Raw genomic sequence first — 15,799 nt, 5'->3', positions numbered from 1 at the left:
TCACCTGGATCAACATGCATTGGTGGAGTGCAGGACATGACGGCCAAGGAGGCACGCAAGGCGATCAATGACCGCCCCGCAGGGGGCAGTCGGCTGGTACGGCCGCCCACGGACCAGCCCAACAATCCATTGCGCGACCTTGGCGGCAGTCGATGCGCTAGCACCAATGAGGTGCTGGTCCGCGAGACCTTGAGCGCCCTCTGGTCGCCACCGGGGGAACCGGAGGAGGAGCAGCTGAAGAAGGCGCGGGCGGTGTCGCAGGCCCTGGCGGCCTTCAGGCCTCGGGATGAGATCGAGGGCATGCTGGCGGCACAGGCTGTGGCGCTCCACTTCGGAGCCATGGAGTGCCTGCGCCGGGCCATGGTGCCCAACCAGCCCTTCGAAACGGCGGCCAAGCTGCGTAAAGACGGTGCCAACCTGGCCCGAGCCATGACCGACATGGTCGAGGCGCTCAACCGTAAGCGCGGCAAAGGGCCGCAGGTGGTGCGCGTCGAGCGGGTGGTGGTGCAGGAGGGTGGGCAAGCGATCGTCGGCAACGTCCAACCGGCTGGCAGGGCAGAGGGTGGGGTATGAAAAAGCCCGAGGCGCAGAACCCCATGCACAAAGCCCATGCGGCACCGCGTTGCGGTGCCCGCACCCGGGGGAACACCTCCTGCATGGCGCCTGCCATGGCGAACGGCCGCTGCCGGATGCACGGCGGCGCGAGCACGGGTCCACGCACGGCCGAGGGTTTGGCGAGCATCCGAGCAGCTCAAACTATCCATGGCAGCCGTGGCGCTGAGATGCGGAGCTTGCGTCGGCATATGCGGGCGCTCCTAGCCAGTACCGCCGAACTGAAGGGAAGCACCTAGAGTGAAAGCCAAATCAGCGGGCGCCGCTCTGGGTGGAGGCGGCTCTGGACAACTTGGGCAGGAGAGGCTTGCGCATCTCTGCAAGCGGACAAAACGACAGGCTACTAGAGTTCGGACTGAAAGGCGTGATGGGGCCGAAAGCGGACGAGCGGCTTCCGAGGGCTGACCGTGCGAGGGCGGACATTCACCGTTTGCGAAGCGTATCGCCGGCTACGACCCTTTGGGAACCTTCGTGCGCGCTGCCGGGATGTCCGGCATCGATCGGTAAGCGACCATTAAGTGGCGAGGACGCATAACCGCCAGCTTCGCGATCGAAGCCCTTGGCCAATTTCGACCCCCCGGCGTACGCGTGTCGCGCGGCCCGTTCACCTCCTCGCCTTGGGCAGCCGGTCAAGCGGAGTCGGCCGGTCTCGAGCACGACGCTGTGGTTCTCGGCCGAGTTGATGCGGTCGCTGTCGAGGGCGCCGGCCCGGGTCTCGTAGACCATAAGGCCGACCCGCTCGGGTCTTGCCGACACCGAGCGCGGCGCCCGCTGCACAACGGGGTCCGGGAGGCCGCGCCGGATGTTCACCTCGAGGCGCGAGATCGCCTCCTTCAGCCTGCGGCTGTCAATCGGGCCATCCCGGTACAGTTCGACCGCCTAGCGAAGGATTCGGTCAGCCGGAAGGGAGCCGGTAAGACGGGCTGCCCGGACCTGCCGACGGCCAACGGTCGCCCCCAGGGCTCTGGTGCGCGAGCACGCACGAGCTTGTGGAGGAAAGCACGTCGATTGGAGGGCTTCGCCCAGCAGGCCCTTGAGCTGGCTCATGGACCCTATCGCCGCAAGGATGTTCGCTCCGCCATCTCCAGCAGGAGAGGTGGCCGTGTCGTGCGAGGCGTTGCCCCCATCCATGCTCGCTGGGCGCCCGCCCGCGCATTGCCCTTGGTGAAAATCCCGGCCTAGTCTGCCGTCGACATAAAGTGGGCGGGACGTCAGATTGATCGAGGGCGCACGGCAGCTATCGAGGCAGCACATCAGTATCCGCGTGCCTTGGCACGACCGCCGCTGGGATGGCCACGTCTGCGACGATCCTGCGGCGAACACCTCGTGCGTGGTCCTGTCGCGCATCGCGAAGGACGGACGGGCGGACGGCGCCCTGGCGGGTTGGGCGTTCGAGAGCCTGGATGAGCGAGACCTGCCGCCCTGCGTCGAGGAGCGGGCGGGCTTCCTCTCGGCCCAGGACGTGACCCTTCGAAAGCAGCACCCGTACAAGCAGATGAGCGAGGCGACGCACGGACATTTCGGGGTCACGCCGCTCCGCCTGGAGCCCTACTCGGCAGCTTGCGTCCCCTTCGGGTGGATGCTCCGGCAGGCGGTGGAGGGCAGCCCAAAGGAGCGGGTAAAGGGCAAAGCCGAGGCCCTTCGCCTGGGTTACGACCCGTCCCGCGAGCCCGACCTGCCATTCGACACGAGCTGGATCCAGGACCGCGACAACCAAGTGGTCATGCTCGACACCTTCTTCGGCGCGCTGAAGGAGGAGGACTCGCTCTGCTTCTTCTACGCCAAGCGCACACCGCTCTCCGAGGACAGCCGGAGGGTCATCGTCGGCGTCGGCCGGGTGACGGGCGTGGGCGGCCTGATCGACTACAACTACGAGCGGCCCGGCCCGCTCAGCGGCGTGCTCTGGGAGCGGACGGTGCGGCACTCGCTGCGGCCGAAGGGCGGCGACGGCTTCCTCATGCCCTACCACGAACTGCTGAAGCTGGCGGGCCGGGACCCATCCCTCGACCTGGAGGCCTGCGTCGCCTTCGCGCCGGATGGCCAGTTCTCCGCCTACTCCTACGGGGCGGAGCACCTATCGGACGACGAGGCTATCGCGTCCCTCCTGTCCTGCGCCGTGGGCCTGAAGGCCGCCGCGGAACGGGTGGAGCTCGACGTGTCGGGGCCGCTGGCGTGGATTGACCGCGAGCTCGCGCGTCTCTGGCGCGCCCGGGGGGTCCACCCCGGCCTCGGCAGCGCCCTCGCGGCCTTTGGGCTGCCGCACGGGGGCCTGCTCGCGTACGAGATCGTCCGCGTGGGAGCGAAGGAGGGCGCGCCCTTCGACGCTTTCGCGTTCATCGATGCCTTCGTCGCCGACCCGTCGCTGCTGCCAAGCGCGGACGGCCTCGGATTCGGGAGCAGCTATCGGGAGAAGTGGCGGCTGCTGCCGCCGGGGAGGAAGCTGCTCCTCGACCTCATCGCCCGGTGCTGCCTTACCGAGGAGCAGGCCGTCCGTGCCTACCAGCCCGAGGAAAGGACGCTCCACCCGGCCACCCCGGATGCCGAGATCCTCGCCAACCCCTACGTCCTCTTCGAGCGTGACGAGGCCTCCCCCGACCGGATCGATTTCGCGGTGATTGACCGCGGCGTGTTTCCGCCGGATGCAATCCGGGCGGTCCGTCCGCTCCCGCCGGGGACCGCCATGGCGGACGGCATCGACCCGCGCCGGGTGCGCGGCCTGGTGACTCGCCTGCTGGAGACCGCGGCGTCCCAGGGCGGCCACACCCTCCTGCCGCTCAGCTGGATCGCCAGACTGTCGAGGTCAACGCCCCTCGACCCGCCGTGCCACATCGACGAGGACGTGCTCCAGATTAACGCGGCACGCCTCTCCGAGGCTCTCGAAGCCGCCACGACCGAGAGCGGCCCGGCCTACAAGCTCGCCCGCTACCGCGACGCCAAGGCCCTGATCGCGCGTGAGGTGCGCCGGCGCGCGGCGGCCAGGCCGCACGACCTGCAGCACCCCTGGCGCGGACTGATCGACCGGATCCTGGGGCTGGAGGAGGGCGCAGGGGAGGCCGAGCGGGCGGAGGAGGCCCGTGCTAGGTCGGAGAAGGAGGCCGCGCTTGCCCAGATCGCCGCGGGCCGCCTCACGGTCCTCGTCGGTCCGGCCGGATCCGGGAAGACGACGCTGCTGCGGATCCTCTGCGACCTCCCCGAGGTATCGTCACGGGGCGTCCTGCTCCTCGCGCCCACGGGCAAGGCTCGGGTGCGGCTGGAGGAGGCGGCAGGACGGCTCGGTGAGGGCAAGACCCTGGCCCAATTCCTCTCCCGGCTGCGGCGCTACGACGGGAGGAGCGGGCGCTACTACGTCAACCCGCAGGAGCCCCGCGAGAAGGGTTATCGGACCGTCGTGGTCGACGAGTGCTCCATGCTCACTGAGGACCAGCTCGCCGCCTTGTTCGACTCCTTGGAGGGTGTCGAGCGTCTCGTGCTTGTGGGTGACCCCCGCCAGCTCCCCCCGATCGGGGCCGGGCGCCCGTTCGTGGATATCTGCAGGCACCTCGCCCCTGCCGAGTCGCCGCCTGTCTTCCCGCGCGTAGCGCCCGGCTATGCGGAGCTCACCATCATCGGCCGCCAGCGCGGCGCTGGGCGCGGGGACGTCCTGCTCGCGCGCCAGTTCAGCGGGGAGGCGCTCGATGCCGGGTCTGACGAGGTGTGGGACCGGCTGAAGGCGGGCTCCCTCGATCACGTCCGCACGGCCGCTTGGCCGAGCCTCCCGGCCGTCGGGCAGGTCCTGACCGACGAGCTGGTCAGGAGCCTCGGTCTCTCAGGTCCCGGCGACGAGATGGGCTTCGGCCTCAGCGTCGGCGGCACCGGCCACGAGGGCCGTGTCTTCTACTGGCCGAAGAGCCCGAACCGCGACGACCCCGGAGCGGCGGCCGCCAGCCACGACTGGCAGGTGCTCTCGCCCGTCCGCGCCTCCCTCGCGGGCGTCGACGCCCTGAACCTTGCAATCCAGCGGACCTTCCGTGCCTCGACCCGGGAGTACGCGGAGGGGAGCGGCTGGCACGTCAAGATACCTCGCCCCGCCGGGCCGCAAGGGCTGCTCTACGGCGACAAGGTCATCAACGTCAGGAACAACGGGAGGCGGCGCACCTATCCGAAGTCGGATCCCGCTTACGTCGCAAACGGCGACATCGGCGTCGTGGTCGGCGGGTTCAAGTTCAGGAACGTGAAGTACCGGCCCAAGGACCTTGAGGTCGAGTTCAACACGCAGCCCGGGATCAGGTTCACCTACTCCCGCTGGGAGTTCGGCGGGGACGACGGATCGCCCGATCTGGAGCTCGCTTATGCCCTCACGGTCCACAAGACTCAGGGAAGCCAGTTCGGCAAGACCTTCGTGGTCGTCCCGAAGGACTGCCGCCCGCTGACGCGGGAGCTACTCTACACCGCGCTCACGCGCCACAGGGATGAGGTAACCATCCTTCACCAGGACGACATTGCATCGCTGAGGCGCTTCTCGCACCCCGCGGCGTCCGAGATCGCCCGGCGCCTTACCGACCTATTCGACCGACCCGACCCCATCGACGTTCCGTTCGCCGGGGCGAAGGTGACGGTCGATCGCCAGCTTCTGCACAGGACGAGCAGGGGCGAACTCGTCCAGTCGAAGTCCGAGCTGGCCATTGCCGAGAAGCTTATCGCGATGGGCGTGAAATACACCTACGAGCAGCCTGTCGTCCTGGACGGCTGGACGCGCTGGCCGGACTTCACGATCCAGGACGACGCGACGGGTGTCACCTACTACTGGGAGCACCTCGGAATGCTCGGCGACCCGAAGTACGCCGCGCGGTGGGCGCGCAAGCGTGCGGCCTACCTCAAGGAGGGCATCAGACCCCTGACCGAGGCGGGCGGCGCCGATAGGGTGCTGGTTGAGACGAGCGAGGCCCCTGGCATCGGCCTCGACATGCTCGAGGTGGAGCGGCTGGCGCGCATCATCCTCGGTTGAGGTCGCGGTGAGACAGCGCCTCCGACATCTTCTCCCAGAGCGCCTTAACGCCGGAGCTTGCCACGGCCGCAACCCTTTTCGGGTTCTGGGCGGTCAAACTGGCGCAGCGTGCCGATTGCGCCGCGGTCGTCGACCGGTTCGCGGCCCGGTTCACCGGCTGAGGGGCCTGGCAGCGCGGCTCCTGCTGCCACCTCCAACTAGCTCAACCAGCAGCAAGGGCCGAGTGTGGGAACCAGCGTGGGAACAAACCAGCTGATTCTCATTAAATCACTGTTTTCTTTAAGGGAAATGGCGGAGGGGATGGGATTCGAACCCACGAGACGGGTTATCCCCGTCTAACGGTTTAGCAAACCGCCGCCTTCGGCCACTCGGCCACCCCTCCGCGGAGTGTTGAAGTTGCACGGCGTATGCGGAGCCGCTTCTAGCCTCCCGGCGAGCGCCCGTCAAATCCGGAGGGTGGCACGGCGGAGAAAAAAAGCTCGGCCGCCGCTTCAATGGAGTCGCTTCGGGCCGTTGGCTTCCGGGATCCGGCAGGCCGGCGGCAAGTCCTTCGGCCTCCGCACGGTGCGCGGGAGGAGCGGAGAGCTGGCGGTGCCCCTCCTGATCTCCCCGCCGGAAGGGTGCTCAGTTCGCGACCGCCGGTTCAAGGGCGGCGCTCAGGCTTGCCGCCCTTTCTTCAAGAGCGGGGATCTGCCGGAAGGTCAGCGCGATGTCCGCGAGCTTTTCCGCGGCGCCGGGCACATCCCGGAGGGCCACGGGCCGCTGGAGCATCGCATCCGCCAGCAGGGTCAGCACCGGCGCGAAGCGCCGGGCGGTGGAGGCGTCAGGGCCGGCCCAATTCGGTGCCGCGCCCCACCACAGGACGTCCAGGAGGCGCTGCGGATCGCTGGCCGCGAAGGCCGAGGCCGCCAAGCCGGCAACCGCGTCCAGCAGAGCCCGCTTCACCACCGCATCCGCCACGAACCCGGCGTCGCGGGGGTTTTCCCGCAGCACATGCCGCAGCCGCTCAAGCTCCTGCTGCAACCGCCCCTCGGCGCCGGCGGGGACCCGTGCGCCGATCATCGTTCCCGTGCGGTCCGTGAAGCTGCTGGGCGCTTCGAGGGCATTGATCAGGGGATGGTATTCGTGCGCGCCGCTCCAGTCGAACTGGCCACGGAAGAACTGCTCGTCATAGCCGCGCGGAACGCCCAGGAACCGGACGGCGACGTCCCGGCCGCCCTGGTCGATCTGGTAGAGCGCCATCTCCAGCGTGTTCACCGGCCAGCCGAGATCAATGGCGCTCCAGAAGCTGTCGGCCGCCTGCTCGCCGGCCAGAGCCACGGCGTTCACCAGGAGATGTGTCGCCTGGCGCAGGTTCTGCAGGTTGAAGTGCCGGTCCGAGCCGTGCAGCCCGACCAGCCCGGCCTTGATGCCCTGCGCGATATCACGCGCAACGATGCCGTTCTCCAGCACATGCGTGAACCGGGTCGCCACGAACTGCGTCGGGCCGCCCTCCCGGGCGGCGGCCATCCACTGCGCTTCGGCCAGCTTCTTGGTGGCGGTATAGACGTGGTCGGTGATGTAGGCGAAGCACTTGCCCGTGGAGGAATAGACAGCCTGTGCGACACCATGCCGCCGGCAGGCGGCGATGACGTTGGCCGTGCCATAGACGTTCGTCTCCACCGCGTCCCGCACGATGACCTCGGCCCTGCCGGGCTCGCGGATGGCGGCGAGATGGAACACCACCTCGGGGCGAGCTTCGGCGAAGGCGGCGTCCAGCGCCGCGGCGTCGCGGATGTCCACCCGCATGCCGGTGCCGAGGCCGCCATGCGCGGCGATGTCGAGGCTCACGAGCGACTGCGGCCCAAGGCCGGCAAGCAGGCTCCGCAGGCGGGTGCCGACGCAGCCCTCGCCCCCGATCACCATGACGCGCCGGCCCTTGAGGCGCCTCAACGCGGCCTCGTGGTGCAACGCGACGTCCCGCGTCATCGCCAGCTCGATCGGGTTCTCGGAAAGCCTACCCTCGCGCTTCATGGTCGCGATCAGCCGGCGGGTCACCGCGCCCAGCGCGGCCAGGGTATTGGCATTCAGCTCCGCAAGGCCGGGGGGAGCCAGATCCTTTATTTCTTCAATGAGGCTGGCGCTGGTTTGCAGAGGCATAGGTCGTGTCCGCTTGCTGAAGGCAGGAAAGCGCATAGGGCAGGGTGCGCGGGGGACCGCCGTAATGCGATCCCTCGAAGTAATTCCGAAACGACTCACCGGAGACTTCCAATCAGAAAAAAATTTCCGAGAGAATCGTTTCGGATTCGTCAGAATGAATTTTCGCGCGCCGGAATTCCGGGAGGTATTATTGCTCGGCCTCTTTCCGCCAGGCTGAGAAGCCGCGATCGAGGTTGAAGAGGTGCGCAGGGTCATAGCCTGCGGCGACGAGACTGCGGATGGCCGCGCTGCTTCGCATGCCGGACTGGCAGTAGACAATGATATCCTGGTCGCGGGGCAGGGCGGCGAGCACGCCGCCTTCCGGCTGCCGGCCTTCCTCCAGCACGGAACGGATGGCCGCTTCGAGCTCGGGCTTGGCGATGCGCATGGCGCCCGGGATCGTTCCGCCCAGCCATTCGTCGGGGTTGCGCACGTCGAGCACCAGCATCCGCTCATCGGCCTTCAGACGCGCGCGCAGCTCCGTCGGGCTTACCGTCCGGCCGACCGTCGGCGCGGCGCAGACCATCTGCTCGGTGCGCAGCACGATCTCGGCGGAAGGCTTGCTGCAGCAGGGGCAGTTCGGGTTCTTGGCCAGCTCCACCGTGTTGAAGCTCAGGTCGAGCCCATCATAGACCAGCATGCGGCCCACCATCGGCGTGCCGATGCCGGTCAGCAGCTTGACCGCCTCGGTGGCCTGGAGCGCGCCGATGACGCCCGGGAGAACGCCCAGCACCCCGGCCTCCGAGCAGTTCGGCGCCAGCTCGACCGGCGGCGGCTCCGGAAAGAGGCAGCGGTAGCAGGGGCCCCGGCGCGCATCGAAGACGCTGAGCTGGCCGTCGAAGCGCAGAACGCCGCCGAACACGTTTGGCTTGCCAAGCTTCACGCAGGCATCGTTGACGAGGTAGCGCGTCGGGAAGTTGTCGGTGCCGTCGATCACGACGTCATAGCGGGCGATGAGGTCGAGCGCGTTCTCCTCCGTGAGGAAGACCTTGTGCTGCTCGATCACCGCATCCGGGTTCAGGTCGCGCATCCGCGCGGCGGCGCTTTCCGTCTTGGCGAGACCCAGGGTGGAGTAGCCATGCGCCACCTGGCGCTGCAGGTTGGTCTCCTCCACCACATCGGCATCGACCAGGCCGATCCGCCCCACGCCGGCGGCGGCCAGGTAGAGGGCGGTCGGGCAGCCCAGGCCACCGGTGCCGACCAGCAGCACGCTGCCGGCTTTCAGCCGCCGCTGACCCTCGAGGCCGAACTCCGGCAGGATGAGGTGCCGCCCGAAGCGGCGAAGCTCACCGTCGCTCAGCTGGGGGAGGGTGGTCTCCGCGTCCACGGCTCTCAGCCTCCGGCGATGCTGGCGAGGATGCGGATCTCGTCATTCGCGGCAACCGGCGTCTCGAGACCTTGGAGAAGGCGAATATCCTGGCCGTTCTTCGACACCACGACGAAATGCCGGAGCTGTCCCGCCGCGAAAAGATGACCGCGCATTTCTGGCGATTGCTGCACAAGGCTATCCAGTACAGCCGACACTGTTTCTCCGCCAACAGTAACCTTGGACTGCTGGGCAGTGTACCGTCGCAGCGAGCTTGGCATCAGGACAACGGGCATCGATTTTCATTCCTGAGGAGTGAGCGGTGTCTTCAGCATAGCCATGATCCCGTCTCTTAAAAGTTTTCACGCCAACCCAAATGGTGAGATCGCGAAATTTTGCGCATGTTCACGCGATTAGAGCGCGACGACATGCCGATCATGGGGTAGACAACTCAAATTCTTCTTGATTACAAAATTTTAATTTAATTAGTGAACTGCAGATAAACCTTTTAGCGAATGCGCCCCGGAAAATGGGAAGAAAGAAGCAAAGAGCGACCAGTTCGCCCTGGCTTTTGCCCGGTTCGGCGCTCCCCCGACAAATCAAGCCTGAGCGAAAAGAGAAGAGTGGGAAATATTCCCGCGATTCCCGGCAGAAACAGCCAGTGAACAAACCTCGCGGGGCATCCACCTGATGGAGGGACCGCAAGGGCGCGATCCGGAGCACCTTCACGAGGGCCCTTTCCCCTCACTGCGCCTCCTTCCGGCCCTCGCTTGCGCAGCAGGGAAACAAGAGACTGAGCCGAGTTATTGCGATCCATTCGCATTGCAACCGCTTCGCAATAGCGGCATAATCCTTCGCAGCAGCGGAGGAAGTCTTGCCAAATGGACATGCGAGGGATCGCGGGCGGCCTGGGTCTGGCTGCAGCCCTGCTGTTGCCCGGCCTCGCGCAGGCACAGCCGGCCAGCGACTCCATCGGGTTGGAGCTCAACCGGCTTCAGCCGCAGGGGGAAGGCTGCCGGGTGTGGCTGGTGTTGCGCAATCCGGCGTCGGCAGCGCTCGATCCCCTTCGCCTCGACCTGCTGGTGTTCGGGAAGGACGGCGTGATCTCGCGCCGCCTCGCCGTGGATGTCGGCCCCTTGCCCGCGGAGAAGACCGCCGCGCGAGTTTTCGACATGGGCGGCCAGAACTGCGGCGGTGTCGGCTCCCTGCTGCTGAACGACCTGCTCGCCTGCGGGCCGGCTCCGAACGGCGGCAGCGACTGCCTGCCGCGCCTCGCCCTGTCCTCGCGCGTCGAGGGCGTTCCCTTCGAGAAGTGAGAAGGCCCCGATGAACCCCACCGAGATCGCCACACCTGTTTCCGGCCTTCCTGTCGCCGGCCTGCACGCCGCGCCCGACCTTTCCATGCTCGGCCTGTTCCTGCAGGCCGACTGGGTGGTGAAGGGCGTCATGATCGCGCTGGCGCTGGCCTCCGTCATCTGCTGGGCCATCATTGTCGAGAAATCCATGCTGCTGCGGCGCATCGGGCGGGAGGTGCGGCAGCTCGTGCGCGCTGCCAGGCCCGATGCCGCCGCGGGCGGGGCGCCGCAGGGAGAGGGGCTCGCCGCCCGCGTGCTGCGCGCCGGGACGCGGGAATGGCGCGACGGGCGGGAACCCGGCGAAAGCCGCTTCGAGTACCGGCACCGCATGGAGCACGCGATGCGCCATGCCCTGGGCGGCGAGCTCCGTGGCGTTGAGCCCGGCCTGCCCTTCCTGGCGACGGTTGGCGCGGTGGCGCCGTTCATCGGCCTGTTCGGCACCGTTTGGGGCATCATGAACAGCTTCGCCGGCATCGCACAGAGCAACGACACTAGCCTGGCCGTGGTCGCCCCCGGCATCGCCGAGGCGCTGTTCGCCACCGCCATCGGTCTTGTCGCCGCCATTCCGGCGGTGATGGCTTACAACCGCCTGTTGGTGCGGCTGGGCCGGCTGCGGCAGGAGGGCCAGGCGGCGGCGGCCGACCTCGCGGCCAGCCTCTCCCGCCGCCCGCCACGCCTGGCGGACGCCCGCAGCAGCGCGGCCGCGGAGTAGGGCGCAATGGCTTTCTCCAGCCTGGGCCTCGGCGATGACGACGACGGCCCGCTGCCGATGGCGGACATGAACGTCACGCCACTGGTGGACGTGATGCTGGTTCTGCTGATCGTCTTCATGGTGGCGGCGCCGATGATGGTGGTGGGCGTTCCGGTGGAGCTGCCCAAGACGGCCGCCCCGCGCGCCGCCGCACAGCGGCCACCGACGGTGCTCACCGTCACCGCCGATGGCCGCGTCTTCCTCAGAACGGAGGAAATCGCCGCGCCGAACCTCGTGGCACGACTGCAGGCACTGCACGCGGACGACCCGGAAGCGCCGGTCTATGTGCGTGGCGACCGCGCCGTTCCCTACGGCGAGGTGCTGCGGGTCATGGGGCGCGTGACGCAGGCCGGCATCACGCGCGTCTCGCTGATCGCCGAGGCCGAGGCCGGCGGCGCCATTCAGGCGCGCTGACCGGATCTCGCCCATGTCCAGCCTGAGCCTTCCTGCGCCCCGCGCCCTGGGTTGGGGCGCCTCCATCGCGCTGCATGGCGGCGCGGCGGCATTCCTGCTGCTCGCCGTGCCGTCGCCCGAGCCGCCTCCGGTCATCATGCCGCTGGAGCTGGCCACCGCTCCGACGGCGCCGTCCAACGACACGAGCGCGCCGAGCGAAGTGGTCGAGGCCGTGGAGACCGTTCTCGCCACGCCAGCCACCGTGGAGAGCAAGCCGCCACCCGATGCGGCCACCGAGCCATCGCCACCGGATACCCCGCTCGTGGAGGCGCAGGAGCCGGTTCCGGCGGAGCCGCCGCCGGAAGCCGTCGCCGCCGAGGTGGAACCGGCGCAGGCCATGCCGCCCGACGTCGCGCAGAGCGCGCCCACAGAGGTCGTGCAGAGCGCGCCTCCGGATATGATGCAGAGCGCGCCCCCGGATGTGATGCAGAGCGCGCCGCCTGACGCAAAGGCCGCCGAGCTGCCGGAGCCGGACACCGCGCCGATCCTGGAGACGGAAGAACTGCCGCCTCCGCCACCACCCGCACCGCCGCCGCCGCAGCCTGCGCGGCCGCCCTCGCCGCCGCGACGCGAGGCGCCAAGGCAGCCCGCACCCCCCCGGCAGACCGCGGCGCCGGTGGCGCCGACGCCCGCCGCCCCCGCGCCTGCCGCTGCGCCGGCCCCGGTGGCACGGCGGGTGGCCGCGCCACCCCCAAGCTACCTGGCGCGGCTCTCCGCTGCCCTGGAGCGAGCCAAGCGTTATCCAACCTCCGCGCGGCTGCGCCGGGAGGAAGGAGTTGCCCTGCTGCGCTTCCGCATGCAGCGCGACGGCACCCTGCTGGGATGGCGGATCGAGCGCAGCTCGGGCCATCCGGCGCTGGACGACGCCGTGGGCGAGATGATCCAGCGCGCATCCTTGCCATCGGTGCCGGACGAGATGGAAGGCACCACCATCGAACTGGTGGTGCCCGTACGCTTCAACCTGCGCTGAGGGGTAGCGGGAGGGCGGGCTCAGGCCCGCTTGCGGGCGCGCCGGGCGGGCTTCTCCGGCAGCAGAGGCGCCAGAAAGCGGCCGGTATGGCTCTCCGGCACGGCGGCGACCTCCTCCGGCGTGCCCTCGGCGACGATCTGGCCGCCGCCGTCGCCACCCTCGGGGCCGAGATCGAGGATCCAGTCGGCGGTCTTGATGACCTCCAGGTTGTGCTCGATCACCACCACCGTGTTGCCCTGCTCGACAAGCTGGTGGAGCACCTCCAGCAGCTTGCGGACATCCTCGAAGTGCAGGCCGGTGGTCGGTTCGTCGAGGATGTAGAGGGTGCGGCCGGTGGCGCGGCGGGACAGCTCTTTGGAAAGCTTGATGCGCTGCGCCTCGCCGCCCGAGAGGGTGGTCGCCTGCTGGCCGAGATGGATGTAGCCGAGGCCGACCTCCTTCAGCACCCGCAGCTTCTCGCGGATGGCGGGCACGGCGGAGAAGAATTCCAGCGCATCATCTACCGTCATTTCAAGCACATCGGCGATTGACTTACCGCGAAACTTAACCTCCAGCGTCTCGCGGTTGTAGCGCTTGCCCTTGCAGGTGTCGCAGGTGACGTAGACGTCGGGCAGGAAGTGCATCTCGATCTTCAGCAGGCCGTCGCCCTGGCAGGCCTCGCAGCGGCCGCCCTTGACGTTGAAGCTGAAGCGGCCGGGCTTGTAGCCGCGCGCGCGGGAGTCCGGCAGCTCGGCGAACCAGTCGCGGATCGGTGCGAACAAACCCGTGTAAGTCGCTGGATTGGAACGCGGCGTGCGGCCGATCGGCGACTGATCGATGTCGATGATCTTGTCGAGATGCTCCAGCCCCTCCAGCGCCTGGTGCGGCGCGGGGACGGTGCCGGCACCCATCAGGCGGCGGGCGGCCGCCTTGTAGAGTGTCTCGATCACAAAGGTGGACTTGCCGCCGCCGGAGACGCCGGTGACGCAGGTGAAGGTGCCGAGCGGCACGGCGGCGGTCAGGTCGCGCAGGTTGTTGCCGGTGGCGCCAACAACGCGGAGTTGCCGGTCCGGATCGCGCGGGCGGCGCTGCGCCGGCACCGAAATGGCGCGGCGGCCGGAGAGATAGGCGCCGGTGACGCTGTCCGGATGCGCCGCGACCTCTTCCGGCGTCCCCTGGGCGATGACCCGCCCGCCCCCCGATCCGGCGGCGGGGCCGATGTCGATCAGGTGGTCCGCGGTGCGGATGGCGTCCTCGTCGTGCTCCACCACCAGCACCGTGTTGCCGAGGTCGCGCAGGCGCCGCAGCGTGCCCAGCAGGCGCTCGTTGTCGCGCTGGTGCAGGCCGATGGAGGGCTCGTCCAGCACGTAAAGAACGCCAGTCAACCCGCTGCCGATCTGCGAGGCGAGGCGGATACGCTGGCTTTCGCCACCCGAGAGCGTGGCCGAGGAACGGGCGAGCGAGAGGTAGTCCAGCCCGACATCGAGCAGGAAGCGCAGCCGCTCGGTGATCTCCTTGAGGATGCGGCGGGCGATCTCGGCGCGCTGCGGGGTGAGGGTGGGCTCGACCTGCTGGAACCAGGGCAGCGCCTTGGCGATGGAGAGGTCGCTGGCCTCGGCGATGTGCAGCCCGGCGACCTTCACGGAAAGCGCCTCCGGCTTCAGGCGGGCGCCGCGGCAGGCATGGCAGGGGCGCTCCGCCTGGTAGCGCGAGAGGTCCTCGCGCACCCAGGGGTTGTCGGTCTCGCGCAGGCGTCGGGCGAGGTTGGGCAGAACGCCCTCGAAGGGCTTCTTCACCTCATAGGCGCGCAGCCCGTCCTTGTAGCGGAGGGAGACGACCTCATCCCCGGTGCCGTTCAGGATGGCCTCGCGCGCCGCCTTGGGCAGCTCGCCCCAGGGGGTGGAGGTCTTGATTCCCAGGTGCTTGGCGAGGCTTTCAAGGGTCTGGTCGTAATAGGGCGCGCTGTTGCCGGCCCAGGCGGCGACGGCGCCGTCGGCCAGGCTGCGGGCGTCATCGGGCACCACCAGGGCGGCGTCGAAGAAGCTCTCGGTGCCGAGGCCGCTGCAGACCGGGCAGGCGCCCTGCGGCGAGTTGAAGGAGAACAGGCGCGGCTCGATTTCCTCCAGCGTGAAGCCGGAAACCGGGCAGGCGTAGCGGCTGGAGAAGACGGTGCGCTCGCCTTCCGCCCCCTTGGCGTCGGCATTCTCGGCATAGGCGACGCCATCGGCCAGGCCGAGCGCCGTCTCGAAGGAATCCGCCAGCCGCTGGGCCAGCCCCTCGTTGCCGACCACCACGCGGTCCACCACGACCTCGATGTCGTGCTTCTTGCGCTTGTCGAGGCTCGGCGCCTCCTCGATGCGGGTCAGGGTGCCGTTGATCTTCACCCGCTCGAAGCCGCGGCGCTGGTATTCGGCCAGCTCCTTGCGGAACTCGCCCTTCTTGCCGCGCACCACCGGGGCGAGCAGCAGCAGGCGGGTGCCCTCCGGCATGGCCAGGACGCGGTCCACCATCTGGCTGACGGTCTGCGCCTCGATCGGCAGGCCGGTGGCGGGGGAGTAGGGCACGCCCGCGCGCGCCCAGAGCAGGCGCATGTAGTCATGGATCTCGGTCACCGTGCCGACCGTCGAGCGCGGGTTGTGGCTGGTGGTCTTCTGCTCGATGGAGATGGCGGGCGAGAGGCCCTCGATGCTGTCCACGTCCGGCTTCTGCTGCAGCTCCAGGAACTGCCGGGCATAGGCGGAGAGGCTTTCCACGTAGCGCCGCTGGCCCTCGGCATAGATGGTGTCGAAGGCGAGGGAGGACTTGCCGGAGCCGGAGAGGCCGGTGATCACCGTCAGCGTATGCTTCGGGATGTCGATGTCGACGTTCTTGAGGTTGTGCTGGCGCGCGCCGCGGATGCGGATCTCGTCATGCTGTCCGGCAGGCCCCTTTTCGGCGGCCTGGGCGGCGGTGGCGTGCAGCTTCGTCGGCATCGTCAGGTCAGGCTCCTGGGCGGCGGGCGTTCGCATTGTGTTCTGGTGGGTGTTGTGCCAGCATCCGTGGGCTGCGGGAAGTGGGCCTGGCGCATGGCAGAACAAGTCCTGCCGCTGCGCACTGGCCGAAGCGCCGGTGGATGGCTAGGTTGCGGCGAGGCGTCCTGGCGGACGCACAAAGATGTTAAATTCCGCTGCAGCGCCGGCCTTCCAACCTTCGGCATTCCGAAGGCCAGGGC

General features: G+C 68.6%; 11 protein-coding genes and 1 tRNA gene. 7 read left to right on the top strand and 5 right to left on the bottom strand.

Annotated elements, in window-relative coordinates:
• The first annotated feature begins 36 nt into the window (after positions 1-36).
• From E0493_RS11165 to E0493_RS11160, 3 genes are all read left to right on the top strand, one after another.
• On the top strand, positions 37-573 hold the full coding sequence (locus E0493_RS11165; RefSeq protein WP_160937026.1) for a hypothetical protein: 537 nt from the start codon (positions 37-39) through the stop codon (positions 571-573).
• Positions 570-851 (top strand): HGGxSTG domain-containing protein, encoded by a 282-nt coding sequence (locus tag E0493_RS23895; RefSeq protein WP_367614497.1) that lies wholly within the window; start codon positions 570-572, stop codon positions 849-851. The genes E0493_RS11165 and E0493_RS23895 overlap by 4 nt, the downstream gene beginning before the upstream one ends.
• 977 nt (positions 852-1,828) lie before the next feature.
• Positions 1,829-5,596, top strand: a complete 3,768-nt coding sequence (locus tag E0493_RS11160; protein WP_160937025.1) for an AAA family ATPase — start codon at positions 1,829-1,831, stop codon at positions 5,594-5,596.
• Positions 5,597-5,885: 289 nt separating this feature from the next.
• On the opposite strand, the gene E0493_RS11155 is transcribed toward E0493_RS11160, so the two are convergent.
• From E0493_RS11155 to E0493_RS11140, 4 genes are all read right to left on the bottom strand, one after another.
• Positions 5,886-5,978 (bottom strand) — tRNA-Ser (locus E0493_RS11155).
• Between the two features lie 242 nt (positions 5,979-6,220).
• Positions 6,221-7,735, bottom strand: a complete 1,515-nt coding sequence (locus E0493_RS11150; protein WP_160937024.1) for a polysaccharide biosynthesis protein — start codon at positions 7,733-7,735, stop codon at positions 6,221-6,223.
• A 187-nt stretch (positions 7,736-7,922) separates the two neighbouring features.
• Positions 7,923-9,101: a molybdopterin-synthase adenylyltransferase MoeB gene (gene moeB / locus E0493_RS11145; protein WP_160937023.1), complete on the bottom strand. Its 1,179-nt coding sequence runs from the start codon at positions 9,099-9,101 to the stop codon at positions 7,923-7,925.
• A gap of 5 nt (positions 9,102-9,106) precedes the next feature.
• A complete protein-coding gene (locus tag E0493_RS11140) occupies positions 9,107-9,376 on the bottom strand; it encodes a MoaD/ThiS family protein (protein WP_160937022.1) in 270 nt (89 codons plus the stop codon).
• A gap of 585 nt (positions 9,377-9,961) precedes the next feature.
• Here E0493_RS11140 and E0493_RS11135 point away from each other — a divergent pair.
• From E0493_RS11135 to E0493_RS11120, 4 genes are read left to right on the top strand one after another with little or no spacing between them, the layout of a single operon-like run.
• Positions 9,962-10,396, top strand: coding sequence for a Tat pathway signal protein (locus tag E0493_RS11135; RefSeq protein ID WP_235913709.1), 435 nt, complete (start codon positions 9,962-9,964; stop codon positions 10,394-10,396).
• Positions 10,397-10,406: 10 nt separating this feature from the next.
• The gene (locus E0493_RS11130; RefSeq protein ID WP_160937021.1) at positions 10,407-11,147 is read left to right on the top strand and encodes a MotA/TolQ/ExbB proton channel family protein; all 741 of its coding nucleotides are present in this window, start codon (positions 10,407-10,409) and stop codon (positions 11,145-11,147) included.
• A 6-nt stretch (positions 11,148-11,153) separates the two neighbouring features.
• The gene (locus E0493_RS11125; protein ID WP_160937020.1) at positions 11,154-11,600 is read left to right on the top strand and encodes an ExbD/TolR family protein; all 447 of its coding nucleotides are present in this window, start codon (positions 11,154-11,156) and stop codon (positions 11,598-11,600) included.
• Positions 11,601-11,613: 13 nt separating this feature from the next.
• Entirely contained in the window at positions 11,614-12,609 is a 996-nt protein-coding gene (locus E0493_RS11120; RefSeq protein WP_160937019.1) for an energy transducer TonB, read from the top strand.
• 20 nt (positions 12,610-12,629) lie between these two features.
• Here E0493_RS11120 and uvrA read toward each other — a convergent pair whose 3' ends face one another.
• Positions 12,630-15,560 (bottom strand): excinuclease ABC subunit UvrA, encoded by a 2,931-nt coding sequence (gene uvrA, locus E0493_RS11115; RefSeq protein ID WP_202397066.1) that lies wholly within the window; start codon positions 15,558-15,560, stop codon positions 12,630-12,632.
• Positions 15,561-15,799 lie beyond the last annotated feature (239 nt).

The organism is Teichococcus coralli (genome assembly GCF_009829925.1).
Lineage (GTDB): Bacteria > Pseudomonadota > Alphaproteobacteria > Acetobacterales > Acetobacteraceae > Pseudoroseomonas > Pseudoroseomonas coralli.
Note: the sequence above shows the minus strand (reverse complement) of the source record. Positions and strands in the feature narration are given on the sequence as shown.

Bases quoted from the DNA above. Each gene is read 5' to 3' on its own strand.
- E0493_RS11165 (WP_160937026.1), top strand. From the start codon at position 37: ATGACGGCCAAGGAGGCACGCAAGGCGATCAATGACCGCCCCGCAGGG.
- E0493_RS23895 (WP_367614497.1), top strand. From the start codon at position 570: ATGAAAAAGCCCGAGGCGCAGAACCCCATGCACAAAGCCCATGCGGCA.
- E0493_RS11150 (WP_160937024.1), bottom strand. From the start codon at position 7,735: ATGCCTCTGCAAACCAGCGCCAGCCTCATTGAAGAAATAAAGGATCTG.
- E0493_RS11140 (WP_160937022.1), bottom strand. From the start codon at position 9,376: ATGCCCGTTGTCCTGATGCCAAGCTCGCTGCGACGGTACACTGCCCAG.
- E0493_RS11135 (WP_235913709.1), top strand. From the start codon at position 9,962: ATGGACATGCGAGGGATCGCGGGCGGCCTGGGTCTGGCTGCAGCCCTG.
- E0493_RS11130 (WP_160937021.1), top strand. From the start codon at position 10,407: ATGAACCCCACCGAGATCGCCACACCTGTTTCCGGCCTTCCTGTCGCC.
- E0493_RS11125 (WP_160937020.1), top strand. From the start codon at position 11,154: ATGGCTTTCTCCAGCCTGGGCCTCGGCGATGACGACGACGGCCCGCTG.
- E0493_RS11120 (WP_160937019.1), top strand. From the start codon at position 11,614: ATGTCCAGCCTGAGCCTTCCTGCGCCCCGCGCCCTGGGTTGGGGCGCC.
- uvrA (WP_202397066.1), bottom strand. From the start codon at position 15,560: ATGCCGACGAAGCTGCACGCCACCGCCGCCCAGGCCGCCGAAAAGGGG.